The sequence below is a fragment of the Pantoea sp. SGAir0184 genome (assembly GCF_043544755.1).
Genome location: NZ_CP028050.1, coordinates 3,676,553 through 3,702,100, shown reverse-complemented (window position 1 = coordinate 3,702,100; position 25,548 = coordinate 3,676,553). Strand labels below are relative to the sequence as shown.

The following is a 25,548-nucleotide window of genomic DNA, read 5'->3' as shown; positions in this document are numbered from 1 at the left end:
TATTTCAGGCACAGAGCGCTGCTGCGTGCTGTATCAATTTGTTTTCGCGCGCTTTACGCGGACGTCGCAACACCGGACAACGACAATCAAGGCACTGATTCACGTCCTTGATTGGCTGTCCATAAAATCCGGTCTCTAAGGGAGATAACTTGCATCCAGAGGGAGTCTTCTTGCTGCATAGATATGCCGAGACACAGTCCCGACTGGAAAGCATCCAGCGGAATTCCAACTTATCGGGAAAGCGAACTCAGGTCAAATAGCCAGCTTTATTACGGTTAATCAGCCTTTTTGCGATTTAACTGTATGATTATTATGTTTTTATTACGTAAATATATGTCAATCTGACCTTTCTGATTCCCTTATGAAGTGTGAGCCGTCTCACTGTGTGATCGGCCTCATATTTCCAGACCATGCTGTTGAATGTGGGGATGCCAGCACAAAATTCTGTTTGGACCGTTTCGTGCACAGCATGTATCTGTTTTTCTTATGGCGGAACATTTGAATCAAAACGCGGTTGCCATTAGTAAAATTAATTAACCAGTGTGTGATTAAAACAGCACTTAAGCTGAATGGATATGCAATAACGGAAGGCAACCATCAGGAGGGATGGCTGCAGAAAGCGGATGCGCCGGGCACGCGGCACCGGGACCCGCAAAAGCGCGGCACTCCAGATTATTCAGTTAGCAGAATTAGTCAAGCGCTTTAGGCATAAAGGCGCGAACGTCGGCGAAACGCCGCGCTGCTGCACCATAACAGGGCGTAAAGTCAGTCCGCACGGCGCGTGCGGCGGCGCAGCGCGCGGATAATTACGCTATGATGAGCCAGATTCGTTCAGGGAGCGCGTAATGAAACAGATTCGTCTTTTAGCACAGTACTACGTGGATTTAATGGTCAAGCTCGGGCTGGTGCGGTTTTCGCTGCTGCTGGCTTCGGCGCTGGTGGTGCTGGCAATGGTGGTGCAGATGGCGGTCACCATGGTGCTGCGTGGCCACGTTGAAAGTATCGACGTGGTGCGTTCAGTGTTTTTTGGCCTGCTGATTACCCCATGGGCGGTCTACTTTCTCTCCGTGGTGGTCGATCAGCTGGAGGAGTCGCGCCAGCGGCTGTCGAAGCTGGTGGACAAGCTGGAGGAGATGCGCACGCGCGACCTTGAACTGAATCAGCAGATGAAAGAGACCATCAGCCAGCTGAACCAGGAAATCAGCGACCGTATTAAAGCAGAGCAGGCGCGCGAGCAGGTGATGGATAAGCTGCGCGAAGAGATGACGCGGCGTGAACAGGCGCAGATTGAGCTGGAGCAGCAATCTTCCTTCCTGCGTTCGTTCCTCGACGCCTCGCCCGACCTGGTGTTCTATCGCAACATCGACAAACAGTTCTCCGGCTGTAACCGCGCCATGGAACTGCTCACCGGCCTGAGCGAGAAGCAGCTGATTGGCCTGACGCCGCGCGACATTTATGACGAAGATGCCGCCACCAAAGTGCTGGAGACCGATGAGAAGGTGTTTCGCCACAATGTGTCGCTCACCTATGAACAGTGGCTGCAGTATCCGGACGGGCGCAAAGCCTGCTTTGAAATCCGCAAAGTGCCGTATTACGACCGCGTCGGTAAGCGTAGCGGCCTGATGGGCTTCGGACGCGATATTACCGAGCGTAAGCGCTATCAGGACGCGCTGGAGAACGCCAGCCGTGAAAAGACCACCTTTATCTCCACCATCAGCCACGAGCTGCGTACGCCGCTTAACGGCATCGTCGGGTTAAGCCGCATCCTGCTGGATACCGATCTCAACCAGGAGCAGCTGAAGTACCTGAAAACCATTCACGTCTCGGCCATCACGCTCGGCAATATCTTTAATGATGTGATCGAAGTCGACAAGATTGAGCGGCGCAAAGTGCAGCTGGATAACCAGCCGCTGGATTTCACCGGCTTCCTCGCCGACCTGGAAAACCTCTCCGGCCTGCTGGCGCAGCCGAAAGGGCTGAAGTTCGTCATGGCACCGGAGTTGCCGCTGCCGCACAAGATCTCCGCCGACGGCACGCGCCTGCGCCAGATTCTGTGGAACCTGATTGGCAATGCGGTGAAGTTTACCCGGCAGGGCGAAATCGTGGTGCGCGTCGCCTATCGCCAGGACGAAACGCTGCACTTTGAGGTGCAGGACTCCGGGATGGGCATTCCGCAGGAAGAGCAGGACAAAATCTTCGCCATGTATTACCAGGTGAAAGATCAGCACGGCGGTAAACCGGCCACCGGGACCGGGATTGGCCTGGCGGTGTCACGCCGGCTGGCGCAGGCGATGGGCGGCGATATTACCGTCAGCAGCGCACCGGGTCAGGGCTCATGCTTTACCGTGGAAATTCACGCGCCGCGCGTGGCGGATGAAGTGGAAGATGAGGATCAGGACGACAGCATGCCGTTGCCGGCGCTGCATGTGCTGCTGGTAGAAGATATCGAGCTCAACGTGATTGTGGCGCGCTCGGTACTGGAGAAGCTGGGTTGCAGCGTGGAGGTGGCGATGACCGGCGGTGAGGCGCTGGCGATGTTCGATCCGCAGGAGTTCGACCTGGTGCTGCTGGATATCCAGCTGCCGGACATGACTGGCCTCGATGTGTCGCGCGCCATTCATCAGCAGCATGCCGGCGTGACGCTGCCGCCGCTGGTCGCGCTGACTGCCAACGTGCTGAAGGATAAAAAAGAGTATCTCGATGCCGGCATGGACGATGTGCTGAGCAAACCGCTGGCGGTGCCGGCGCTGACCGCGATGATCAAGAAATTCTGGGATTACCAGGCCGAAGCCGAAGCGGTGGTGAGTGACGCCGACGCGGAACAGTCACGCACGCTGCTGGATGTCGACATGCTGGAGCAGTATATCGAGCTGGTTGGTCCGGGGCTGATCACCCAAAGCCTGACGATGTTCGAGCAGATGATGCCGGGTTATCTTGAGGTGCTGGACTCCAACATGATGGCGCGTGACCAGAAGGGCATCGCCGAAGAGGGGCACAAGATCAAAGGCGCGGCGGGCTCCGTCGGCCTGCTGCATCTGCAGAAACTGGCGAAACAGATTCAGTCACCGGAATTGCCGGCCTGGTGGGATAACGTGCAGGAGTGGGTCGACGAGCTGAAACACGAGTGGCGGCACGACGTTGAAGTATTACGGAACTGGGTTGCGGAGCGGGAAAAATAGCGCGGGCCAGAAAAAAAATGACCCCAGTCGAAACCGGGGTGCGCGAATACTGCGCCAACACCAGGGAAATGGGCGCTGCTGCTATTATTAGAAATCGAATACAAAAGCAACAGCGTGGTATTGGTTAACGCTTCAAAATCACCTTAGCAAATTCGCCACAGCTTGTGACAAGATTCATTAAATTGTGTGATGTTGAGCAGCGTTTAAATACAGAAAACATTAATTTGCTGACACAGTCAAGCAAGGAATCAATTTCTTTAGCGTATTGCACTATTTTTGAGCAAATGTCCGGTTTTTTGCCTGGTTTTCCCACAGTCGCGGTCCGGAAAGCGCTGCGCGGCGAAGGGAAACGGCAAAAAGCGCAGCGCAACGGTCTTTTTTATGCTCATGTTATTGATTCTAATAATGAATAACCAGATTTTGTGGCGGTTATCCAAAACGTTTTGGAAACCCCCGGCTGAAAGTTCCAGTTCGGGCATTGAACGGTTAGCGTAAACCGGATGGGCGATAAAACGTTTTACATGTTGCGCCCTGGCCTGAAGCGTAATTGTCGCTATTTGCGCCGTGTTTTTCAGAATGGTCTCGGTTGTCAATGAACATCTTCACTGACTACTAAAGATGATAGTTAAACATCGTGAAAGGTTTAACGTGAGCGGTATCACAATCGGTTAAGTATTTATGCCTGTGCGCGCTGCGCGATTTTTCTGCATGGAACCGATTCCTTTTTGCCGGAAGTGCTTGATGCGACTGGCTCTAATAGAGGAACGATGGTTGCCCGCGCAATGAGTTTGGCTGGTGGTCGCGATGCCGCAGAGATAAAATTCCGGCTTGCATCACCGCTATTTGAAATCATGACCTGAGTAATTGATTAATCCAGGGAACCGGTAAGAGACGATTGCATGAGTAAGAGTAAAGGGAAGATGGTCCAGCGCCTGAAGCGGCTGGCTGGCAGGGTGCTTCTGGCATGGCTGGGTCTGTGGCTGGCCGGTATTGTGCTGTTCGCATTTTTGCCGGTGCCGTTTTCGGCGGTAATGGTGGAGCGGCAGCTTGGCGCGTGGTTGAGCGGACGCTTCGATTATGTCGCCCATTCAGACTGGGTGGGAATGGATGAGATTTCACCGTGGATGGCGCTGGCGGTGATCGCCTCGGAAGATCAGAAGTTTCCTGAGCACTGGGGCTTTGACGTGCATGCCATTCAGCAGGTGCTGGACAATGACGGCAGCGAACGGATGCGCGGCGCATCAACGCTGTCTCAGCAGACGGCGAAGAACCTGTTCTTGTGGGATGGCCGCAGTTGGGTGCGCAAAGGGCTGGAGGCCGGGCTGACGGTGGGGCTGGAAACGGTATGGACCAAACGCCGCATTCTGACGGTGTACCTGAATATTGCGGAGTTCGGTAATGGAGTGTTTGGTGTGGAAGAGGCATCGCAGCGCTATTTCCACAAGCCTGCCAGTCGGCTGAGCATGGCGGAAGCCGCTTTGCTGGCGGCGGTGCTGCCGAATCCGATTCGCTTCCGCGCGGATGCGCCGTCCGGCTACATTCGTCAGCGCCAGCAGTGGATTATGCGCCAGATGCGCCAGCTGGGCGGCGAGGGCTTCCTCAACCGTTACCAGCTGCACTGACGCGGTTAGTCTTCGTCAAAACCGGCTTCAAACAGCTCAATGACCGCGGCCAGCGCCTGGGTTTCCTGCGGGCCGCTGGCCTCGATTTCGATATGACCGCCTTTAGCGGAGTCGAGCATCAGTAGCGCAATCACGCTGCTGGCTTCGGCTTCGGTACCGGCCTCGTTACGCAGCAGCACTTCCGCATCAAAACTCTGTACCAGCTCAAACAGCTTCATCGCCGGGCGCGCATGCATACCCAGCTTATTTCGAATCTCAACGGTTTGCTTCACGGTCATGATTTACGTTTTTCCAGGGTGCGATGACGGGACTGCACATTTTTACCGCGCGAACGGAAATAGTCTGCCAGCTGTTCGGCAATGTAGACCGAACGGTGCTTACCGCCGGTACAGCCAATCGCCACCGTCAGATAGCTGCGGTTATTGGTTTCCAGCATCGGCAGCCACAGCTCGAGATAGCTGCGCGTCTGGTAGATAAAGTTGTGCACTTCGGTGTGACGATCGAGGAAGGCCGCCACCGGACGATCGAGCCCGGTCATCGGACGCAGCTTCGGATCCCAGTGCGGGTTAGGCAGGAACCGCACGTCAAACACGTAATCGGCGTCGATCGGGATGCCGTGCTTGAAGCCGAAGGATTCAAACACCATGGTGAGTTCACGCTCACGCTTGCCCAGCAGGCGCGTGCGCAGCATTTCTGCCAGCTCATGCACCGACATCTCTGAGGTATCGATGATCAGATCGGCACGCGAGCGCAGCGGCTCCAGCAGATCGTTCTCCTCATCAATGGCGCTTTCCAGCGACAGATTTTTGCTGGAGAGCGGATGCAGGCGGCGCGTGTCGCTGTAGCGGCGGATCAGCGTATTGCGATCGGCGTCCAGAAACAGCAGCTGTGGCGAGAACGCTTCCGGCAGATTGTTCAATGCCTGCTCAAACACCTCCGGTGATTCCGGCATGTTGCGCACGTCAATGCTAACCGCCGCTGAGATATTGCGCTCGGTTAAGGTGTTCGCCAGCTCCGGCAGCAGCACCACCGGCAGGTTATCGACACAGTAGAAGCCCATATCCTCAAGGGCGCGCAGCGCGACTGATTTTCCTGAGCCTGACCGACCGCTAACGATCATCAGCACCATCACATTTCTCCCGTGTTAAACCGGCACGCAGGCCGGTAAAAGTGTCTGTCGCTTAAGCGTGATCTTCCTGAGCTTCTGTAATGATGGCGTAGAGCTCTTCATCGCTCTGTGCCGCGCGCAAACGGCGGCAGACGGTTTTATCCGCCAGGCGTTTCGCCACCAGCGACAGGGTGTGCAGATGGGTTTTGCACTGGTCTGCGGGCACCAGCAGGGCAAACAGCAGGTCAACCGGCTGGTTGTCGACGGCGTCAAAGGCGATAGGCTGGTCGAGGCTGATAAACACGCCAACGGCGCGCAGCGTATCCTCCTCCAGCTTGCCGTGCGGGATGGCGATGCCGTTGCCAATGCCGGTACTGCCCATGCGTTCACGGGTCAGGATGGCTTCAAAAAGCGTCTGGTGCGGCAGATTGAGCTGCTTAGCGGCCAGCTCGCTGATAATTTCCAGCGCGCGCTTTTTACTCTGGCAGTGTACGCCGCTGCGGGTGCAGTCCAGCGAAAGGACCGCGCTCAATTCCAGTGTCAGATCGTTGTTCATCATCGTTTCACTTGCGTGTTCACATAGCCGTAAGGCACGTACCGGGACACCGCGAACGGGCAGGGCAGGTGACTGCAGGCGCTTGCGCAGATGACAAAACGGGGCGGTGACCCGCCCCATTTCTCCTCTGAGTGCTGAACCCGTCAGCACTCTGCAAGCGTGAAGGTTAGTGTTTTTTCAGTTTGTCTTTGTGTTTGGTCAGCTGACGGGCCAGCTTGTCAATCAACCCGTCGATGGCCGCGTACATGTCTTCCGCTTCCGATGTGGCGTGCAGCTCCCCGCCGTTGACGTGCAGGGTTGCTTCCGCAATCTGCGTCACCTTCTCCACTTTCAGAACAATATAAACCTGATTGATACGATCAAAATAGTGTTCCAGTTTGGCAAATTTGTTATTTACAAATTCGCGCAGTGGGTCGGTTATCTCAACATTCAGTCCGGTAAGGTTTAGCTGCATAGGTCTTCCTTCTTGTTTCGGTCAAACCAGCTGCTTGCGCTGGTTTGATGGCGGTATAGATAAAGACTCGCGATACTTAGCAACCGTACGTCGCGCCACCATGATGCCCTGTTCAGATAACATGGAGGTCAGTTTGCTGTCGCTCAAGGGTTTTGCGGGATTTTCCGCGGAGATTAATTTTTTCACCAGTGCACGGATCGCCGTCGACGAGGCTTCGCCACCGCCTTCGGTGCTGACGTGACTGGAGAAAAAATACTTCAGTTCAAAAATGCCACGCGGGCTGTGCAAATACTTTTGCGTGGTGACGCGGGAAATGGTGGATTCATGCATATCCACGGCCTGGGCGATATCCGCCAGCACCATCGGACGCATATACTCTTCACCCTGTTCAAAAAACGCCTGCTGCTGTTCGACAATACAGCGCGTCACTTTCAGCAGCGTGTCGTTGCGGCTCTCCAGGCTCTTAATCAGCCAGCGGGCTTCCTGTAAGTTGCTGCGAATAAACTGACTGTCACTGTCATTACGCGCAGAACCGCCCATCGCGGCGTAATGCTGATTAATCTTCAGGCGCGGCAGGCTGTCAGCGTTCAGCTCCACCGTCCAGCGCGTGCCAGTCTTGCGCACCAGCACATCGGGAATCACATACTCGGGCTCGCTGGTATTGATGGACTGCCCGGGGCGCGGATCGAGCGACTGAATCAGCAGCATCGCTTCCTTCAGCACCTCTTCTTTCAGCCGCGTCACGCGCATCAGGCTGCGGAAATCGTGGTTAGCTAGCAGGTCGAGGTGCTCGCTGACAATCAGCCGTGCTTCGTTCAGCATCGGCATATCAGCCGCATACTGCGACAGCTGCACCAGCAGGCAGTCACGCAGATCGCGTGCGCCGACGCCCACCGGATCGAAACGCTGTACGCGCTTCAGCACCGCTTCCACCTCTTCCAGCGTCAGCTCTTCGTCACCAATACTGTCACAAATGTCCTGTAAGCTGACGGTGAGATAACCGGTATCGTCAATGGCATCGACGATGGAGGTAGCGATGGCGCGGTCGGTGTCGGTGAACGGCGTCAGTTCTACCTGCCACATCAGATAGTCCTGCAGCGACTGCGTGGTTTCACCCTGATACACCGGCAGCTCGTCGTCCTGGTAATCGGTGCCGGTGCCGGAGGGCGTACCGGCCGTGTAGATCTCGTCCCAGGTGGCATCGAGCGGCAGCTCTTCCGGCATCTCTTTCTGTTCGAGTGCCTCACGGGTATCTAACGCCTCGTTCTCCTGAAATTCGCGGGCGTCGACTTCATCGTGCAGATCGGTTTGTTCAAGCAGCGGATTGCTTTCCAGCGCCAGTTGCAGTTCCTGCTGGAGTTCAAGCGTAGAGAGTTGCAGCAAGCGGATTGCCTGCTGCAACTGGGGGGTCATCGCCAGCTGTTGGCTGAGCCTGAGTTGCAAACCTTGCTTCATAATCCGGCTAGAATTTCCTAAGCAAATGTCGGGTATGCCGACACCTTATCAGAGTCTGAACTCTTCGCCCAAATAAACCCGCTTAACCTGCTCATCTGCAAGAATTTCATCTGGCGTGCCGTGGGCAATCAGATGGCCCTGGCTGACGATATATGCGCGCTCACACACCGCGAGCGTTTCACGCACGTTGTGGTCGGTGATCAGCACGCCGAGGCCGCTGTCACGCAGGTGTTCGATGATCTTTTTGATATCGATAACGGAGATGGGGTCAACGCCGGCAAAAGGTTCATCCAGCAGGATAAACTTTGGATTGGCGGCCAGCGCACGGGCAATCTCGACGCGGCGACGTTCACCGCCCGACAGCGCCTGGCCCATGCTGTCGCGCAGATGGCCAATGTGGAACTCTTCCATCAGCTCATTGGCGCGATCCTGACGCTGCTCTTCCGTCAGGTCGTCACGCACCTGCAGTACCGCCATCAGGTTGTCGTAGACACTCAGACGGCGAAAGATCGACGCTTCCTGCGGCAGATAACCGATGCCGCGGCGCGCGCGCGCATGCAGCGGCAGAATACTGATATCTTCTTCATCAATGATGATGCGGCCGGCATCACGCGGCACGATGCCGACCACCATGTAGAAGGTGGTGGTTTTACCGGCCCCGTTGGGGCCCAGCAGGCCGACAATCTCGCCGGATTTCACCTGCAGGCTGACATCTTCTACTACGCGACGGCCTTTGTAGGCTTTCGCCAGGTTTTCAGCGACTAATGTGGCCATAGCGATCAGTTACTCTTTTTGGGGCTCGCAGACGAACCGTTTTTATCCTGCAGCTGCGACGGCACCAGCACGGTGGTGACACGCTTGCTCTGGCCCTGACTGTAGGCCTGCATTTTCTGCTCTTTCACCAGATAGGTGATGCGATCGCCTTTGATGTTGCTGTCCTGCTGCTCAATAAAGGCGTTGCCGGTCAGCTCGACGAAATCGTTGGCCAGCTCATAGTGCAGTTTGGCGGCGTGACCCTGCACCGGTTTGCCGTTGTCCTGCATCTGATAAAAGGTGGCCGGATTGCCGTAGGCATCAACGATGGTTTTGTTGCTGTCGCCGCCGGGACGCGTTACCACCACTTTATCGGCGGTAATTTTGATGGTGCCCTGGGTCACGATCACGTTGCCGGTAAAGGTGGCGACGTTACCCTGCAAATCGAGCGCCTGGTTCACCGAGTCGATGTTAACCGGCTTGTCCGAATCGCCCGTTAACGCCAGCGCCGGCAGGCTGGTTGCCAGCAGCGCACTCACCAGCAGCAACTTAAGGCTATTTTTGTTCATTTTGAATTTCATAGGAGGTTTTGACCTTTTCAAGCAGCTCGGCATTCTTTGTCCGTAGGTTGCCGCGCATCTTCATGCCAGTGGAGTTAAAACTGCGGCCAAATAGGGTGACCTGATCGTCAGACGTCACATCCTGGCTGACCAGATTAACCTGAGCATTATCCGTGATGATGCGCTCAAGCTGGGAATCCTGCGTCAATGTGTGTACTTCAACGTGGCCATAAAGATACAGCATACGATCTTTCGTCAGCTTTGCCTTGTCAGCACGAACCGACCACGTGGGCACTTTGTTTTCGTCGTAAGTGGTCATCACCGGATTATCGAACCAGCTCACTTCTTCGGCCGAAAAGTAGGTCACTTTATCCGAGACCAGCTTATAGGCCAGCGCACCCGTCGGGTTATACACCACGGTGCTGGAGTTGGCGCTGGTGTAGGTCGGCGCCTGATCGTTGGTCGCCACCGGCGTGGCGCTGTCGTCCTGGTTGGTAAGATTCCAGCCGATCAGCACCAGGGCGATCAGCGCCAGAATCAGCGTTATCCAACGCCTGCTTTTACTCATACTGATTGCCCTTTGGCATCCTCAAATTTGTTCTGCGCTAGCAAAATCAGGTCGCATAGCTCACGTACTGCACCGCGACCGCCAGCAATGCGCGTCACGTAATGCGCGCGCGGCAGTAACACCGGATGCGCATCGGCGACGGCCACGCTCAAACCCGCCTGTGCCATTACCGGCCAGTCGATCAGGTCGTCACCAATATACGCGACCTGGTCTGCCGATAGTGACAGTTTATCCAGGAGTTCGCGCCAGGCCAAAAGCTTATCCGACTGTCCCTGGTAAAGATGCGTAATGCCGAGCGTTTTACAGCGATCTTCCAGCAGTTTAGCGCGGCGGCCGGTAATAATAGCCACTTCGATGTCCGAGGTCAGCAGGCAGCGCACGCCGTAACCGTCGCGCACGTTAAAGGCCTTTAGCTCTTCACCGCTGTTGCCCATGTAAATCAGGCCGTCGGACATCACGCCGTCGACATCGCAAATCAGCAGGCGGATGTTGGCCGCCCGCGCCATCACGTCGGCGCTCACCGGGCCGTAGCAGGTGTCGACCATCGTGGTTTCAGCACTCATTGTTGTTTCCCGTTCAGACCACGCCAGCGCGCAGCATGTCATGCATATGTACCACACCGAGCAGGCGATCGTCATCGGCCACCAGCAGCGCAGTGATGTTTTTGTTTTGCATCAGATTAAGCGCGTCCACCGCCAGCAGGTTAGGGCGCACGCGAATCCCGCCGCGCGTCATCACATCCTGGATGCGGGCCGACTGGAAATCGATGCCCATATCGAAGATGCGGCGCAGGTCACCGTCCGTGAAAATCCCTTCGATTTTCATCAGGTCGTCGACAATCACCGTCAGGCCGAGGTTTTTGCGCGTGATTTCCAGCAGCGCGTCGCGCAGTGAGGCGTCACGGGTGACGTGGGGAATTTCATCGCCGCTGTGCATAATGTCGCTGACGTGCAGCAGCAGTTTGCGCCCCAGCGCGCCGCCCGGGTGCGACAGCGCGAAATCTTCCTGCGTGAAGCCGCGCGCTTCCAGCAGCGCCACCGCCAGCGCATCGCCCATCACCAGCGTGGCGGTGGTGCTGGAGGTCGGTGCCAGCCCGAGCGGACAGGCTTCCTGCGGTACTTTCACGCATAAATGCACATCGGCAGCCCGGCCCATGGCGCTCTCCGGACGGCTGGTCAGGCAAATCAGCTGCACTTTCTGCCGTTTGAGCACCGGGATCAGCGCGAGGATTTCGCCTGACTCGCCGCTGTTCGAGATGGCGATCACCACATCGTTGGTGCTGACCATGCCGAGATCGCCGTGGCTGGCTTCACCCGGGTGGACGAAGAACGCCGGCGTGCCGGTGCTGGCGAAGGTGGCGGCCATCTTCTTGCCGATATGGCCGGATTTGCCCATGCCCATCACCACCACTTTGCCACGGCAGGCAAAGATCATTTCGCAGGCGCGGCTGAAGTCGGCGTTAATATACTGATCGAGCTGTTCCAGCCCTTCGCGTTCAATGCGCAGTACCGCTTTACCTGCCTGCTGGAAGTCGAAATCCGGTTGCTGATGTGACATGGTCAGTCATCCTTAATAGCTTGCGATAAGCGTGGGGCTGAGCCACAGCCACAGCACCCACACGATAAATCCACCTAACAGCAGCGTGCCCGCTATGCGGCCGATGCGGCGCTTGCGCAGCAGGCACAGCAGGGCGAACAGCACGCTGACGCCCAGCATAATCCAGTAATCCCGCGCAAAGGCGTGCGCATCGATCGCGCCGGGATGCACCAGCGCCGGCAGGCCCAGCACAATCGCCAGATTGAAGATATTGGCGCCAATCAGGTTGCCGATGGCGATATCGTCTTCGCCTTTCAGCGCGCCGGCCAGCACCGTGGCCAGTTCCGGCAGGCTGGTACCGACAGCAATCAGCGTCAGTCCCATCACCAGTTCGCTAACGCCGAAGTAATCCGCAAACACCGTGGCGTTGTCGATCACCATGCGCGTCGACATCGGCAGAATAATCAGCGCCACCGCCAGCCAGAGAAACGCCACCGTGTTGCCGCTTTCATCGCGCGGCAGCTCCGCCAGTTGTTCACGCGTCAGGGTGTCATTATTATCGCGCTCGGCCCGCCGGGCGATGCGGATTGCCACCAGCAGATACCCCAGCGCCAGCAGCAGCAGCGCCACGCCATCCAGCCGGCTGAGCTGGTTATCAAACAGCATGATGCCGCTGAGCAGTGAGACCAGCAGCAGCAGAGGGAGTTCGCGGCGAATCAGATTGGAGTGTACGGTTAAAGGGTGCAGCAGCGCAGCGCCACCCAGAATCAGCAGAATATTGGTGATGTTCGAGCCCAGCGCGGTACCCACGGCTAAATCCATCTGACCATGCTGTGCGGCAGAGAACGAGACGATCAGTTCCGGCAGTGAAGTGCCAATGCTCACCACCGTCATGCCAATGATCAACGGGGGAATGCCAAGGGATCGACACAGGATCGCGGCGCTGAACACCAGGCGGTCAGCTCCGTAAGCCAGTAAAATCAATCCGATAAACAGCAGGGCAGTGGCTACGAACATGAAAAATCCTTGATGGATAACGGTGCCGGCAAACCTTGTCCGACAGGTAAAAGCAGTGCGCGTGCGGAATCAGGCGCTGATTTTGACTGTCTGAGAGGCAAAAGTAAATTTTAAGGCCGTTTTCGCCACACCGGACGGGTAAGTTTCTGTAAAACTATCGTGCATTGTGGTTTACCAGGCTACCATCCACCACGTTAATTACGCCCGATCCGTTTAAAGAGGTAATGATGATCCAGCAGCAAACGAATCTGGTTGAGGTTCGTGGCGTCAGTTTTACGCGCGGCAATCGCACCATCTTCGACGACATTTCGCTGACCGTTCCGGCGGGCAAAGTCACGGCGATTATGGGCCCTTCCGGCATCGGTAAAACCACCCTGCTGCGCCTGATTGGCGGGCAGCTGCAGCCGGACAAAGGTGAGATCTGGTTCCGTGACCAGAACATTCCGACGCTGTCGCGCCGTAAGCTGTATGACGTGCGTAAAAAAATGAGCATGCTGTTCCAGTCCGGTGCGCTGTTCACCGACCTTAACGTCTATGAAAACGTTGCCTGGCCGCTGCGCGAACACACCCGGCTGCCAGCTGAATTGCTGCACAGCACGGTGATGATGAAGCTGGAAGCCGTCGGACTGCGCGGCGCAGCACAGCTGATGCCGGCCGAACTCTCCGGCGGCATGGCGCGCCGGGCGGCGCTGGCGCGTGCAATTGCGCTGGAGCCGGAGCTGATCATGTTCGACGAACCCTTTGTCGGCCAGGATCCCATTACCATGGGCGTGCTGGTCAAGCTGATTGATGAGCTCAACCATTCGCTGGGCGTCACCTGCATTGTGGTTTCACACGATGTGCCGGAGGTCTTGAGCATTGCCGACCATGCCTATATTGTTGCCGGGCAAAAGATTATTGCTCAGGGTAGTGCGCCGCAGCTGAGGGAGAATCCCGATCCGCGCGTGCGCCAGTTTATTGAGGGTCATGCGGATGGTCCGGTGCCGTTCCGCTTCGCTGCCGGGGATTACCTCAGCGATCTGACCCGCACAGGGAGAAGCTAAACTGATGTGGTTACAGGCACTGGCGTCATTTGGGCGTCAGGGAATTAACACCTGTGCGGCCTTTGGCCGGGCGGGCTTAATGCTCTTCCATGCGCTGGTGGGTAAACCGGCGTTTCGTAAGCATGCGCCGCTGCTGGTGAAGCAGCTGTACAGCGTGGGCGTGCTGTCATTGCTGATCATTGTGGTCTCCGGCCTGTTCATTGGCATGGTGCTGGGGCTGCAGGGCTATCTGGTACTCACCACTTACAGCGCGGAAACCAGCCTGGGCATGCTGGTGGCGCTGTCGCTGCTGCGCGAACTGGGGCCGGTAGTCACCGCGCTGCTGTTTGCCGGGCGCGCCGGTTCGGCGCTCACTGCGGAAATTGGCCTGATGAAAGCCACTGAGCAGCTCTCCAGCATGGAGATGATGGCGGTTGATCCGCTGCGCCGCGTGGTCTCGCCGCGCTTCTGGGCCGGCTTTATCAGTATGCCGCTGCTGGCGCTGATCTTTACCGCGGTGGGCATTGCCGGTGGCGCGCTGGTCGGGGTGGCCTGGAAAGGCATCGACCCGGGCTTTTTCTGGTCGGCGATGCAGAACGCGGTGGATTTTCGTACCGATGTGATCAACTGCCTGATCAAGAGCGCGGTGTTTGCCATCACGGTGACCTGGATCGCGCTGTTCAATGGGTATGACGCCATCCCGACTTCGGAAGGGATCAGTCGCGCGACGACGCGTACCGTAGTCCATGCTTCGCTAGCGGTGCTTGGACTGGATTTTGTGCTGACGGCACTGATGTTTGGGAATTAATGCAATGCAAAGCAAAAAAAACGAAATCTGGGTTGGCGTGTTTATGCTGGCTGCGCTGCTGGCGCTGCTGTTCCTCAGCCTGCGTGTCGCCGATCTTAAATCGCTGGGTACTGAGCCAACGTGGAAGCTGTACGCCACCTTCGATAATATCGGCGGCCTGAAAGTCAGCTCGCCGGTGAAAATTGGCGGCGTGGTGATTGGCCGCGTCACCGACATTTCACTGGATGACAAAACGCTGTCGCCGCGCGTCACCATGGACATCAGCGAGCAGTATGCCAATAAAATTCCTGACACCAGCTCGCTGGCGATTCGCACCCAGGGTCTGCTGGGTGAGCAGTTCCTCGCGCTCAACTTAGGTTTTGACGATCCGGAGCTTGGCTCGGCGATGCTGAAAGATGGCGGCACGCTGCGGGATACCAAATCGGCGCTGGTGCTGGAAGACCTGATCGGCCAGTTCCTCTACAAGAGCGGCGACAACAAGGACAATGAGAAATCGTCGGGCGCCGCCAGCGCGAGCGCCCCGGCAGCACCTGCTACAACGGAATAACCCAGAGAGGTACAACACGATGTTAAAACGTTTCCTGATGGTGGCCCTGCTGGCCATCGCGCCACTGGCGGCAAACGCAGCGGACGCCAACCAGAGCAATCCGTACAAGATGATGAACGAAGCGGCGGAGAAAACCTTTACCCGCCTGAAGAACGAACAGCCGAAGATTAAGCAGGATCCGAATTACCTGCGCGAAATCGTGCGCCAGGAGCTGCTGCCGTACGTGCAGATTAAATACGCGGGGGCGCTGGTACTGGGCCGTTACTACCGCGAAGCCACGCCGGCGCAGCGCGACGCCTACTTTGCCGCGTTCGGGGATTATCTGGCGCAGGCTTATGGTCAGGCGCTGGCGTTGTATCACGGCCAGACTTACCAGATTCAGCCTGAGCAGCCGATTGGCGATGCCAATATCGTGGCGATTCGCGTCACCATCATCGATCCCAACGGCCGTCCGCCGGTGCGCCTTGATTTCCAGTGGCGCAAGAACAGCCAGACCGGCAACTGGCAGGCTTATGACATGATTGCCGAAGGCATCAGCATGATCACCACCAAACAGAATGAGTGGAGCGATCTGCTGCGCACCAAAGGCATCGACGGCCTGACTGCGCAGCTGAAAACCTATGCCGCGCAGCCTATCACCCTGGACAAGCAGCAATAATGAGCGAACCGTTACGCTGGCAGCGCACTGCCAGCACGCTGGCCCTGAGCGGCAAACTGGACCGCGATACGCTGCTGGCGCTGTGGCAGGCGCGTGACAGCGCCATGGCCGGTATCACCACGATTGACGTGGCGGCGCTGGATCGGGTTGATTCTGCCGGGCTGGCGCTGCTGGTGCATCTGCGCGAAATCGCGCGGGCGCAGGGCACGACGCCGCTTTTCAGTGGTATCACCGATAAGCTCGACTCGTTAATCAAGCTGTACAACCTGCAGCAGATTATTGTTTCTGCGGAACAAATCGCCTGATTAACGGCGCTGCTGACAAAGCCCCTGATTTTTTCAGGGGCTTTTGCGTATTTAAGAGTCAGGCGCTTTCCTCTAAGATATCCGCCTTATTATTATCAAGTGAAGCAATGAGCGATGGAAAATAGTGAAGTTCAGGCCGTGCTAATGCAGGCGCTGCCGTTAGAAGAAGTACATGTCCTCAGCAACGATGGCAGCCATTTCCAGGTCATTGCCGTAGGCGAAATGTTTGGCGAGCTGAGCCGCGTAAAGAAACAGCAGGCTGTGTACGCGCCGCTGATGGAATACATTGCGGATAACCGTATTCATGCGGTGTCCATCAAGACTTATACCCCAGCCGAGTGGGCGCGCGACCGTAAACTCAACGGTTTCTAAGCGCCACTCTGGCTGTTTTGTTGATAGATAATTGAGAGCCGTGTTAATGGACAAATTTCGTGTGCAAGGCCCCACCCGTTTAAGCGGTGAAGTGACCATTTCCGGGGCGAAGAATGCTGCGCTGCCGATTCTGTTTGCTGCGCTGCTGGCTGAAGAGCCGGTAGAGATTCAGAACGTGCCGAAGCTGCGTGACATCGATACCACCATGAAGCTGCTGAGCCTGCTCGGTGCGCGCGTGGAACGCAATGGTTCGGTCCACGTTGATGCGCGCGAAGTTAATGTCTTCAGTGCGCCGTACGATCTGGTGAAAACCATGCGCGCCTCCATCTGGGCGCTGGGGCCGCTGGTGGCGCGTTTTGGCCAGGGCCAGGTTTCTCTGCCGGGCGGCTGTGCGATTGGTGCGCGTCCGGTCGATCTGCACATTACCGGCCTGGAGCAGCTGGGTGCCGAGATCAAACTGGAAGAGGGCTATGTTAAAGCCTCTGTGGATGGCCGCCTGAAGGGCGCGCACATTGTGATGGATAAGGTCAGCGTGGGCGCGACCGTGACCATCATGAGCGCCGCAACGCTGGCGACGGGCACCACCATCATTGAAAACGCGGCGCGTGAACCGGAGATTGTCGACACGGCAAACTTCCTTAACACGCTGGGCGCGAAAATCAGCGGCGCCGGCACCGACAAAATCACCATCGAGGGCGTTGAGCGCCTCGGCGGCGGCGTCTATCGCGTGCTGCCGGACCGTATCGAAACCGGCACCTTCCTCGTGGCCGGCGCTATCTCGCGCGGCAAAGTGGTGTGCCGCAATGCGCAGCCAGACACGCTGGACGCCGTGCTGGCGAAACTGCGTGACGCGGGTGCGGAGATTGAAGTCGGCGAAGACTGGGTGAGCCTGGATATGCACGGCAAGCGTCCGAAAGCGGTTAACATCCGTACCGCACCGCACCCGGGTTTCCCGACCGACATGCAGGCGCAGTTTACGCTGCTCAACCTGGTGGCTGAAGGCACCGGCGTCATTACCGAGACCATCTTCGAAAACCGCTTCATGCACATCCCGGAGCTGATTCGTATGGGCGCGCACGCCGAAATCGAAAGCAACACCGCTATCTGTCACGGTGTTGAAACCTTGTCCGGCGCGCAGGTGATGGCGACCGATCTGCGTGCGTCAGCCAGTCTGGTACTGGCAGGCTGCATTGCAGAAGGTGCGACGCTGGTGGATCGTATCTACCACATCGATCGTGGCTACGAGCACATTGAAGACAAGCTGAAAGCGTTAGGCGCCAACATCGAGCGCGTCAGCGGCGAGTAATCCTTTGTCCTGATTGCCAGGCATGAAAACCAGTCACGACAGCGTGGCTGGTTTTTTTTTGCTTTACCCGCGTGAGACGATCTTTTTCAGATCCTGGGGCGATCGAATGCGCTTTTTACGATCCAGCAGACGCTGTGTGACCGGATCAAAATAGCGGCTGGGCCAGATCTCGGAAGGATGGACCTTCAGCGCCGTGGCGATCAGCCATTCACCTTTAGGCCAGGGGCGTGACAGCGCGTTGGCCCAGCGTCGATGAACTGAGGCCAGATTGACGTGACAGGGCGGCCAGTGACGTACCGCGCTTGCGCAGGGCCGCAATGATATCTGCCGGATGCCAGTCTTCTCTCCTTGCATGCATAACTCTCTTCTCCGTGTCCGTGTCCGTGTTAGTGCTCCATCTCTGCAGCGCTGTGGCTCTCCTGCGCAGAGATAACTGGAAAAATCCGGATTTTTATAGCAAATAATTTCCATATGTTTCCAGTAATTGTTTTGCCTGTGCACGAAACTGCGCAGTTTTTCGCAAAAATGCTGCAAGGGAATGTAATCAGACCGGCAGGGCAGGGGGAGAAATAAAAACGGGGCCGGACGGCCCCGTAGCAGGTCAGAAATCGCGCTGCACCGACATATGTGCCAGCGCTTCCAGCGCGCTGCGCCACGGCGTTTCTGGCAGTGCCTGTAGCGCCGCGATGGCTTTATCCGCCTCTTCTTCGGCGCGTTTGCGCGTCCATTCCAGCGAACCGGTTTGCTGCATTGCCGCCAGCACCGGCTCCAGCAAATGACGGCCATTACCTTCTTCGATCGCCTTGCGGATCATCTGCGCCTGCTCTGGCGTGCCGTTGTGCATGGCGTGCAGCAATGGCAGCGTCGGCTTACCTTCGCTCAGATCGTCACCGGTATTTTTGCCCAGCGTCTCGCCGTCGGCGCTGTAATCCAGCAGATCGTCGATCAGCTGAAACGCCGTACCGAGATAGCGGCCATAATCCTGCAGCGCTTTCTCCTGCGCTGGCGTGGCTTCCGCGAGAATCGCCGAAGCCTGCGAAGCGGCTTCAAACAGGCGGGCGGTTTTGCTGTAGATCACCCGCATGTAGCTCTCTTCGGTGATATCCGGATCGTTGCAGTTCATCAGCTGCAGCACTTCCCCTTCGGCGATCACGTTCACCGCTTCGGACATCAGTGCAAGGATCTTCAGCGATCCCATGCTGGTCATCATCTGGAAGGCGCGGGTATAGATAAAATCCCCGACCAGCACGCTCGCCGCATTGCCGAACGCGGCGTTAGCGGTGGCTTTGCCACGGCGCATATCGGATTCATCCACCACATCATCGTGCAGCAGCGTCGCCGTGTGGATAAATTCGATCAGCGCCGCATTGGTCACATGCAGCGATCCCTGATAATTCAGCGCGCGTGCTGACAGCACCGCGATCATCGGACGGATGCGTTTGCCTCCCCCGCTGATGATGTAATAGCCCAACTGGTTAATCAGTGAGACATCTGAATTCAGCTGGTCGAGGATGGTCTGGTTGACGGCCGCCATGTCCTGCGCGGTTAATTCGTTAATCTGTTCTAAGTTCATTCGTCTGTTCAGCTTTGACTCGTTTTCTGCATGGTAAGCGCTTTTACCCAGCGTGAGTTCAGGTAATCTGTTACTGATTGTACTTGAAAAATCGGGTTGAGAAACGTTTGCATTCGTCCTGCGCTTTTTTTCTGCAAGAGAGTGCAAAGTGCACTTGTCTTCTGCTGGAGTTTTGCGTAGAATTCGCGCCCTATTGTGAATATTTATCGCGCCGCCTGATGAACAGAAAGGCATGCGCAGAAGCGGAGTTTTATATGTACGCGGTTTTCCAAAGTGGTGGTAAACAACACCGAGTAAGCGAAGGTCAGACCGTTCGCCTGGAAAAGCTGGACATCGCAACCGGTGAAACCATCGAGTTCGACCAGGTTCTGATGATTGCAAATGGCGAAGACGTGAAAATCGGCGCGCCACTGGTTTCAGGCGGTGTGATCAAGGCAGAAGTTGTTGCTCACGGTCGTGGCGAGAAAATTAAAATCGTTAAGTTTCGTCGTCGTAAACACTACCGTAAGCAAGCTGGTCACCGTCAGTGGTTCACTGATGTGAAAATCACTGTGATCAGCGCGTAAGAGGAGATCTGACAAATGGCACATAAAAAGGCTGGTGGCTCGACTCGTAACGGTCGCGACTCCAATGCAAAACGTCTGGGTGTTAAGCGTTTCGGTGGTGAATCTGTTCTGGCAGGTAGCATCATCGTTCGTCAGCGTGGTACCAAATTCCACGCCGGTAACAACGTAGGTTGTGGTCGTGACCACACTCTGTTTGCTACCGCAGACGGCAAAGTTAAATTCGAAGTTAAAGGTCCTAACAACCGTAAATACATCAGCATCGTTGCTGAGTAAGGTTGTTGTGCCGCAGACGATTAACGTCTGAACACACGAATGGAAGGCCCCGCAGCTTTGCGGGGCTTTTTACATTCTGCCGCAGGTTACGGCAATCACGCTGACCTTGCGCCTCAGTTTGCTGTACACTTTATGTACACATGGCTTTGCCAATCCTGTATTATCCGCCGCCGGTCAGCGCAGAAGACCCTGGCGGACCCGTTTGTCGCCCGCAGCGTGGCGCAAACGACAGTGTGACGGAGATAAAAAATGAAGTTTGTTGATGAAGCGACGATCCTGGTGGTCGCGGGTGATGGTGGCAACGGTTGCGTCAGCTTCCGCCGCGAGAAGTACATTCCCAAAGGGGGACCGGACGGCGGTGACGGCGGTGACGGCGGTGATGTTTACCTGCTGGCGGATGAAAACCTCAACACCCTGATCGATTATCGTTTCGAAAAATCTTTCCGCGCCGAACGCGGCCAGAATGGCCAGAGCCGTGACTGTACCGGTAAACGCGGTAAAGACATCATTGTTAAAGTGCCGGTCGGTACGCGCGTGATCGATCAGGGCACGGGCGAAACGCTGGGCGACATGACGCGCCATGAGCAGAAGCTGATGGTGGCGAAGGGTGGCTGGCACGGTCTGGGCAACACCCGCTTCAAATCGTCCGTGAACCGTACGCCGCGTCAGAAAACCATGGGCACGCCAGGTGAGAAGCGCGACCTGCAGCTGGAACTGATGCTGCTGGCAGACGTGGGGATGCTGGGTCTGCCTAACGCTGGTAAATCGACCTTTATCCGCGCGGTATCAGCGGCGAAGCCAAAAGTGGCGGATTATCCGTTCACTACCTTAGTGCCAAGCCTCGGCGTGGTACGTATGGACAGCGAAAAGAGCTTCGTGGTCGCCGACATTCCCGGCCTGATTGAAGGCGCAGCGGAAGGCGCGGGTCTCGGAATTCGCTTCCTCAAGCATCTGGAGCGCTGCCGTGTGCTGCTGCACCTCATCGACATCGCGCCAATCGACGAATCCGATCCGGTAGAGAACGCCCGCATCATTCTCGGCGAGCTGGAGAAATACAGCGACAAGCTGTACCAGAAACCGCGCTGGCTGGTATTCAATAAAACCGACCTGCTGAGCCGTGAAGAGGCGGAAAGCCGCGCTAAAGCGATTGCCGAAGCGCTGGGCTGGGATGAGAAATACTATCTGATCTCCGCTGCCAGCCGTGATGGTGTCAATGAGCTGTGCTGGGATGTGATGAGCTTTATCATCGCGAATCCAAAAGAAGCGGAAGAAGAAGCGAAGCAGCCAGAGAAAGTGGCCTTCATGTGGGATGATTACCACCGTGAAGCGCTGGAAAATGCTCAGGAAGTGGAAGAAGACGAAGACTGGGATGACGACTGGGATGAAGACGACGACGAAGGCGTCGAGATCATTTATCAGCGTTGATGTCAGCGAAAAAAGCGGCCAGATGGCCGCTTTTTTTATTGCTGTTTAGCGCAGAGCACCAGCCCGTACAATCATTCCTTCTCCCCGCGGGAGAGAGCACCAGCCCGCACCATCATTCCCTCTCCCCGCAGGAGAAAGTACCAGCCCGCACAAACATTCCCTCTCCCCGTGGGAGAGGGCAGGGTGAGGGCATCAGGCCGCAGCGGAACCAAACCTACCCCAGCACCGCCACCGTCAGCCGCGAACTGCAGCACAGCTGATCGCGACCATTGCGTATCTCAATCTGCCAGCTCTGATTGCGCGCCCCCAGATGCAGCGGACGACAAACACCGCGCACCTCGCCGCTGCTCACCGCCCGATGATGGCTGGCGCTCACCTCAATGCCCACCACGCTTTTACCTTCTTCCACGCTCAGGTAACCGGCAATGGAGCCCATCGACTCCGCCAGCACCACCGACGCGCCGCCGTGCAGCAGGCCAAACGGCTGCTGCGTGCGGCTGTCTACCGGCATGGTGGCCTCCAGATAATCGCCACCGATCGCGGTAAACACGATGCCCAGATGCGCCACCAGCGAGTTATCGCCCAGCTGATTCAGCGTGGCGAGATCCACCGTACGTTTCCAGATTGCCATGCCTCAGGCTCCCAGCGTTGCGCCACCGTCCACCACAATATCCTGCAGCACCACGTGGCTGGCAAGATCCGAGGCGAGGAACAGGATGTTGTTCACGATCTCCTGCGGCTGGGCGATCTTACGCAGCGGGATCCCCAGCTTGTACTGATCCGGGAAACCGTTAATCATCTCCTGCTCGGCTTCCGGCGTATGCCACAGGCTGCGCTGCATATCGGTATCGGTTGATCCCGGTGAGACAATGTTGCAGCGCACGCCGTAGGGCGCCATCTCCAGGCCAACCGTCTGGCACAGGCTGCGCAGCGCTGCTTTGGACGCGCCATAGGCTGACATGCCGAGGCGCGGGGCGTGCGCGGCGTTAGAGGCGATAGTGACAATCGCGCCAGCGCGCTGCTGGCGGAAGACCGGCAGCGTCTGCTGGAACAGGTTAAACGCGCCGCCGGCGTTGACGGCGAGGCACGCCTGCCAGTCATCAAACGACAGCGCATCGGTGCTGCCGATGCGCAGAATGCCCGCGCCGTTCACCAGGATATCCAGCCGCGGCTGGCTGGCCAGCAGTGACTGACAGCAGTCGCGCACCGCAGCGCTATCGGCGACGTCCAGCTGGCAGGTGGTAAACGGATAGTCATCCTGGCCAAAGTGCAAATCAAAACCGGTCACCTGCGCACCGGCCTGATGGAACGCCAGCGCGGTGTGATAGCCGATGCCTTTGCCGGCACCGGTCACCCAGACAATTTTTCCGCTGAAATCAAAACAGGCGCTCATTATGCTGGCACCCGTGACAGCAGCGCCCACCAGCCATCAATGCTGGGGTTTTTCGCCAGGCTGATGAAGTCGATATCGCTGTGCACCTGACGCCAGCGCGCCGCCAGCGCCATCACGCGCACCGAATCCAGCCCATAATCGATCAGGTTTTCATCATCTTCCGGCACGTCATCATCTTCCAGCAGCGGCAGAATCAGCGCGCGCAGCGCGTCCTTGCTCTGTGGCAGCGGCATCAGGTCGGCGGTCATCACCACTTTGCCACTGCGACCTGCGGTGTAGGTCAGCGCCATCATATGCTCGTCGCGCGAGAAGTCGGCCAGCGCATCGGCCACCATAAACGGCTGGATGTTACGCATGAAGGCGTCGGTAGCGGTGGTCAGGCAGCCGATGTGGGCATACACGCCAGTAATGATCAGCTGATCGCGGCCCATCTCCTGCAGGATAGATTCCAGCGGCGAGCGCACGAACGCGCTGTAGCGCCATTTAGTCAGCACTTGATCATCCTGATCCGGTGCCAGCGCGTCGACGATCTTCTGCTGATCCGGATGTTTGTTCAGCCCCGGTCCCCACATATCATTCAGCAGCGCGCGATCCTCATCGCTTTGCTGGTTGGGCTGGGCGGTATAGAACACCGGAATGCCCTGCGCTTTGCAGTAAGCGCGCAGGCGGGCAATGTTCTCCACCACCTGATTCACCAGCGGGCTGTCTTCGCCCCAGAAGTTGAGGAAATAGGCCTGCATATCGTGAATCAGCAGCGCCGCGCGCTGCGGCTCCAGCGCCCATTGTACTTTGTTAGCCGGCAGCTCAGTGGCGGCGGGCAGCGCATAAGAGGTCAGTTTTGGAATAGCCATTACAATCTCCGGAAAAAATCAGGCTTGCGTCTGCTCAGCAAGCTGTTGGCGTAAACGTTTTTTATCCACTTTGCCCACCGGGGTCAGCGGCAGGGCGTCGACGCAGGTAATGCGGTCGGGAAGTTTGAATTCGGCAATGCCCAGCTCGCGCAGATGGCGGCGCAGCGCGACCGGTTTCACCGGCTGGCGCGCCACAATGAAGGCACAGCTCTTTTCACCCATCAGCTCGTCATGCATGGACACCAGCGCGGCGTGGATCACATCCGGATGGCGCAGCAGCAAGTTTTCGATCTCTTCTGCGGCGATCTTCTCGCCACCGCGGTTGATCTGATCCTTTTCGCGTCCCTGTACGGTGATGTAACCCTGAGCGTTGATCTCAATCAGATCGCCTGAGCAGTAAAAACCGTTGGCGTCGAAGCTGGCGGCATTGTGCTCCGGGCTGTTGTAGTAGCCCCGGAAGGTGTAAGGGCCGCGCGTCATCAGGCGACCCACCTGGCCCGGCGGCAGCGGATTGCCGTTCTCGTCGGCCACCCACACTTCGTCATCGTCCGAAATCGGCCGCCCCTGGGTAGTCAGAATGGTTTGCTCGTCATCGCCGAAGCGCGTGTAGTTAACCAGCCCTTCCGCCATGCCAAACACCTGCTGCAGCTGGCAGCCGATTTCACGCTGAATGCGTGCGGCCAGCGTTTCGCCCAGTTTGGCTCCGCCCACCTGAATGCGCTGCAGCGAGGCCAGCGCTGTATTGCTGCCCCACTCCTGAATTGCCTGCAACCACAGGCTGACCGCCGGCGGCACCAGGCCGGTATCGGTCACCTGGTGCTGCTCAATCAGCGGGAAGCAGAGCGTGGCGCTGGGATCCGCGGCGAGAATCACCTGGCCGCCGGCATAGAACACCCCGAGCGAACCGGGGGAACTCATGGCAAAGTTATGCGGCGCGGGCAGGGCGATCAGATAGCGCGTGTCGGCGTTGATGTGGCAAATCTCGTCACTGGCGCGAATGCTGTAGTAGTAGTCGTTGTGGGTGCGCGGAATCAGCTTCGGCGTGCCGGTGCTGCCGCCGGAGAGCTGGAAAAACGCCACTTCATCGGCGGCCGTCGGTGTCGCGACAAAATCGCCAGCCGCTTCATCCTGCAGCGACGCCAGCGTATTTTCCGCCTGCGCGTCGTTACGCAGGATCACCTGCTGCAGCGTGGGCTGCGCCTCGCACAGCGTGGCGATGAAGTCGTCGCTGGCAAACAGCGCGTGCTGGCGATCGGCGATCAGCAGTTTCGGTGCAATCTGCTGCGCATAGGCCAGCAGTTCAGTGCGCTGATGGCTGAACAGCGCGTACACCGGGACCACGCCCAGCTTAAACAGGGCAAACAGCGTAACGTAAAAGTCCGCCACGTTGCCGAGCTGCACCAGCGCCGTGTCACCGCGCTGTAAACCGCGCCGCTGCAGCGCCGCCGCCAGATTATCACTGCGCTGCGCCAGCTGGCGGTAGCTGAGCTGCACAGGGCCGTCGATCACGGCGATAGCGTCGTTTTCGCGATGGCGGTCGATGATGTCGGTCAGCGGCACGTCGATCCAGTAGCCTTTTTCGCGGTAGCGCGCGGCCAGATGTGCCGGCCAGCGGCTGAAGGGAATGCTCATGCTTGTTCC

The 25,548-nt window shown here is 57.4% G+C and carries 29 protein-coding genes and 1 pseudogene; 12 read left to right on the top strand and 18 right to left on the bottom strand.

All coding sequences use genetic code 11. The annotated features are described in order from the left end of the window. Window positions 1-845 precede the first annotated feature (845 nt). The gene (arcB, locus tag C1N60_RS17600; RefSeq protein WP_058759597.1) at window positions 846-3,179 is read left to right on the top strand and encodes an aerobic respiration two-component sensor histidine kinase ArcB; all 2,334 of its coding nucleotides are present in this window, start codon (window positions 846-848) and stop codon (window positions 3,177-3,179) included. A 257-nt stretch (window positions 3,180-3,436) separates the two neighbouring features. On the opposite strand, the gene C1N60_RS17595 is transcribed toward arcB, so the two are convergent. Next, window positions 3,437-3,772 carry a hypothetical protein gene (locus tag C1N60_RS17595; protein WP_127833598.1) on the bottom strand — a complete coding sequence of 112 codons (336 nt, stop codon included), beginning with the start codon at window positions 3,770-3,772 and terminating at the stop codon, window positions 3,437-3,439. 306 nt (window positions 3,773-4,078) lie between these two features. Between C1N60_RS17595 and mtgA the strand changes: the two genes are divergently transcribed. Further along, on the top strand, window positions 4,079-4,801 hold the full coding sequence (gene mtgA, locus C1N60_RS17590; RefSeq protein ID WP_127833599.1) for a monofunctional biosynthetic peptidoglycan transglycosylase: 723 nt from the start codon (window positions 4,079-4,081) through the stop codon (window positions 4,799-4,801). A gap of 5 nt (window positions 4,802-4,806) precedes the next feature. On the opposite strand, the gene npr is transcribed toward mtgA, so the two are convergent. The 11 genes from npr to C1N60_RS17535 form a co-directional block, all read right to left on the bottom strand. Continuing rightward, window positions 4,807-5,079: a PTS phosphocarrier protein NPr gene (npr, locus tag C1N60_RS17585; RefSeq protein WP_058759594.1), complete on the bottom strand. Its 273-nt coding sequence runs from the start codon at window positions 5,077-5,079 to the stop codon at window positions 4,807-4,809. Beyond that, the gene (gene rapZ, locus C1N60_RS17580) at window positions 5,076-5,930 is read right to left on the bottom strand and encodes an RNase adapter RapZ (RefSeq protein ID WP_021507744.1); all 855 of its coding nucleotides are present in this window, start codon (window positions 5,928-5,930) and stop codon (window positions 5,076-5,078) included. The genes npr and rapZ overlap by 4 nt, the downstream gene beginning before the upstream one ends. Before the next feature lie 52 nt (window positions 5,931-5,982). Continuing rightward, complete coding sequence (ptsN, locus tag C1N60_RS17575) at window positions 5,983-6,465, bottom strand: PTS IIA-like nitrogen regulatory protein PtsN (protein ID WP_031279741.1); 483 nt, start codon at window positions 6,463-6,465, stop codon at window positions 5,983-5,985. Window positions 6,466-6,631: 166 nt separating this feature from the next. After that, window positions 6,632-6,919 (bottom strand): ribosome hibernation promoting factor, encoded by a 288-nt coding sequence (gene hpf, locus C1N60_RS17570; RefSeq protein ID WP_010618250.1) that lies wholly within the window; start codon window positions 6,917-6,919, stop codon window positions 6,632-6,634. Window positions 6,920-6,940: 21 nt separating this feature from the next. Continuing rightward, window positions 6,941-8,374, bottom strand: coding sequence for an RNA polymerase factor sigma-54 (rpoN, locus tag C1N60_RS17565; RefSeq protein ID WP_031279740.1), 1,434 nt, complete (start codon window positions 8,372-8,374; stop codon window positions 6,941-6,943). Between the two features lie 48 nt (window positions 8,375-8,422). Further along, window positions 8,423-9,148 (bottom strand): LPS export ABC transporter ATP-binding protein, encoded by a 726-nt coding sequence (gene lptB / locus C1N60_RS17560; protein ID WP_021507742.1) that lies wholly within the window; start codon window positions 9,146-9,148, stop codon window positions 8,423-8,425. A gap of 5 nt (window positions 9,149-9,153) precedes the next feature. Next, entirely contained in the window at window positions 9,154-9,708 is a 555-nt protein-coding gene (lptA, locus tag C1N60_RS17555) for a lipopolysaccharide ABC transporter substrate-binding protein LptA (protein WP_031279739.1), read from the bottom strand. Continuing rightward, a complete protein-coding gene (lptC, locus tag C1N60_RS17550; protein WP_021507740.1) occupies window positions 9,683-10,255 on the bottom strand; it encodes an LPS export ABC transporter periplasmic protein LptC in 573 nt (190 codons plus the stop codon). Before lptC ends, lptA begins: the two co-directional genes overlap by 26 nt. Next, window positions 10,252-10,818 (bottom strand): 3-deoxy-manno-octulosonate-8-phosphatase KdsC, encoded by a 567-nt coding sequence (gene kdsC, locus C1N60_RS17545; RefSeq protein WP_021507739.1) that lies wholly within the window; start codon window positions 10,816-10,818, stop codon window positions 10,252-10,254. The genes lptC and kdsC overlap by 4 nt, the downstream gene beginning before the upstream one ends. Window positions 10,819-10,831: 13 nt before the next feature. Continuing rightward, window positions 10,832-11,812: an arabinose-5-phosphate isomerase KdsD gene (kdsD, locus tag C1N60_RS17540; RefSeq protein WP_021507738.1), complete on the bottom strand. Its 981-nt coding sequence runs from the start codon at window positions 11,810-11,812 to the stop codon at window positions 10,832-10,834. Between the two features lie 12 nt (window positions 11,813-11,824). Next, a complete protein-coding gene (locus C1N60_RS17535; RefSeq protein ID WP_021507737.1) occupies window positions 11,825-12,808 on the bottom strand; it encodes a calcium/sodium antiporter in 984 nt (327 codons plus the stop codon). 227 nt (window positions 12,809-13,035) lie between these two features. Between C1N60_RS17535 and mlaF the strand changes: the two genes are divergently transcribed. The 7 genes from mlaF to murA all read left to right on the top strand — a co-directional run bounded on the left by mlaF (window position 13,036) and on the right by murA (window position 17,826). Then, window positions 13,036-13,851, top strand: coding sequence for a phospholipid ABC transporter ATP-binding protein MlaF (gene mlaF / locus C1N60_RS17530; protein ID WP_021507736.1), 816 nt, complete (start codon window positions 13,036-13,038; stop codon window positions 13,849-13,851). 4 nt (window positions 13,852-13,855) lie between these two features. After that, entirely contained in the window at window positions 13,856-14,638 is a 783-nt protein-coding gene (gene mlaE, locus C1N60_RS17525; RefSeq protein WP_021507735.1) for a lipid asymmetry maintenance ABC transporter permease subunit MlaE, read from the top strand. Between the two features lie 4 nt (window positions 14,639-14,642). Continuing rightward, window positions 14,643-15,185 carry an outer membrane lipid asymmetry maintenance protein MlaD gene (gene mlaD / locus C1N60_RS17520; protein WP_021507734.1) on the top strand — a complete coding sequence of 181 codons (543 nt, stop codon included), beginning with the start codon at window positions 14,643-14,645 and terminating at the stop codon, window positions 15,183-15,185. Between the two features lie 19 nt (window positions 15,186-15,204). After that, window positions 15,205-15,843 carry a phospholipid-binding protein MlaC gene (gene mlaC, locus C1N60_RS17515; RefSeq protein WP_021507733.1) on the top strand — a complete coding sequence of 213 codons (639 nt, stop codon included), beginning with the start codon at window positions 15,205-15,207 and terminating at the stop codon, window positions 15,841-15,843. Then, a complete protein-coding gene (mlaB, locus tag C1N60_RS17510; protein ID WP_021507732.1) occupies window positions 15,843-16,148 on the top strand; it encodes a lipid asymmetry maintenance protein MlaB in 306 nt (101 codons plus the stop codon). Before mlaC ends, mlaB begins: the two co-directional genes overlap by 1 nt. Before the next feature lie 114 nt (window positions 16,149-16,262). Beyond that, entirely contained in the window at window positions 16,263-16,520 is a 258-nt protein-coding gene (gene ibaG / locus C1N60_RS17505; RefSeq protein WP_007886637.1) for a BolA family iron metabolism protein IbaG, read from the top strand. Between the two features lie 46 nt (window positions 16,521-16,566). Further along, on the top strand, window positions 16,567-17,826 hold the full coding sequence (gene murA / locus C1N60_RS17500; protein WP_021507731.1) for a UDP-N-acetylglucosamine 1-carboxyvinyltransferase: 1,260 nt from the start codon (window positions 16,567-16,569) through the stop codon (window positions 17,824-17,826). 63 nt (window positions 17,827-17,889) lie between these two features. Here the strand turns inward: murA and C1N60_RS17495 are convergent. Both C1N60_RS17495 and ispB read right to left on the bottom strand, forming a co-directional pair. After that, a pseudogene (locus C1N60_RS17495) lies at window positions 17,890-18,184 on the bottom strand (helix-turn-helix domain-containing protein). A gap of 243 nt (window positions 18,185-18,427) precedes the next feature. After that, a complete protein-coding gene (ispB, locus tag C1N60_RS17490; RefSeq protein WP_021507729.1) occupies window positions 18,428-19,399 on the bottom strand; it encodes an octaprenyl diphosphate synthase in 972 nt (323 codons plus the stop codon). A gap of 254 nt (window positions 19,400-19,653) precedes the next feature. Between ispB and rplU the strand changes: the two genes are divergently transcribed. From rplU to cgtA, 3 genes are all read left to right on the top strand, one after another. After that, window positions 19,654-19,965, top strand: coding sequence for a 50S ribosomal protein L21 (rplU, locus tag C1N60_RS17485; protein ID WP_021507728.1), 312 nt, complete (start codon window positions 19,654-19,656; stop codon window positions 19,963-19,965). Window positions 19,966-19,980: 15 nt separating this feature from the next. After that, complete coding sequence (gene rpmA, locus C1N60_RS17480) at window positions 19,981-20,238, top strand: 50S ribosomal protein L27 (RefSeq protein ID WP_006121751.1); 258 nt, start codon at window positions 19,981-19,983, stop codon at window positions 20,236-20,238. Between the two features lie 249 nt (window positions 20,239-20,487). After that, window positions 20,488-21,663, top strand: a complete 1,176-nt coding sequence (gene cgtA, locus C1N60_RS17475; RefSeq protein ID WP_058759590.1) for an Obg family GTPase CgtA — start codon at window positions 20,488-20,490, stop codon at window positions 21,661-21,663. A 214-nt stretch (window positions 21,664-21,877) separates the two neighbouring features. Here cgtA and C1N60_RS17470 read toward each other — a convergent pair whose 3' ends face one another. The 4 genes from C1N60_RS17470 to C1N60_RS17455 are packed head-to-tail and all read right to left on the bottom strand — an operon-like array spanning window position 21,878 to window position 25,539. Further along, on the bottom strand, window positions 21,878-22,294 hold the full coding sequence (locus tag C1N60_RS17470; RefSeq protein WP_215480823.1) for a hotdog fold thioesterase: 417 nt from the start codon (window positions 22,292-22,294) through the stop codon (window positions 21,878-21,880). A gap of 3 nt (window positions 22,295-22,297) precedes the next feature. After that, complete coding sequence (gene dhbA / locus C1N60_RS17465; RefSeq protein WP_104188004.1) at window positions 22,298-23,056, bottom strand: 2,3-dihydro-2,3-dihydroxybenzoate dehydrogenase; 759 nt, start codon at window positions 23,054-23,056, stop codon at window positions 22,298-22,300. Continuing rightward, entirely contained in the window at window positions 23,056-23,907 is an 852-nt protein-coding gene (locus C1N60_RS17460; RefSeq protein WP_088516019.1) for an isochorismatase family protein, read from the bottom strand. Before C1N60_RS17460 ends, dhbA begins: the two co-directional genes overlap by 1 nt. 18 nt (window positions 23,908-23,925) lie before the next feature. Further along, the gene (locus C1N60_RS17455; RefSeq protein WP_394521148.1) at window positions 23,926-25,539 is read right to left on the bottom strand and encodes a (2,3-dihydroxybenzoyl)adenylate synthase; all 1,614 of its coding nucleotides are present in this window, start codon (window positions 25,537-25,539) and stop codon (window positions 23,926-23,928) included. Window positions 25,540-25,548 lie beyond the last annotated feature (9 nt).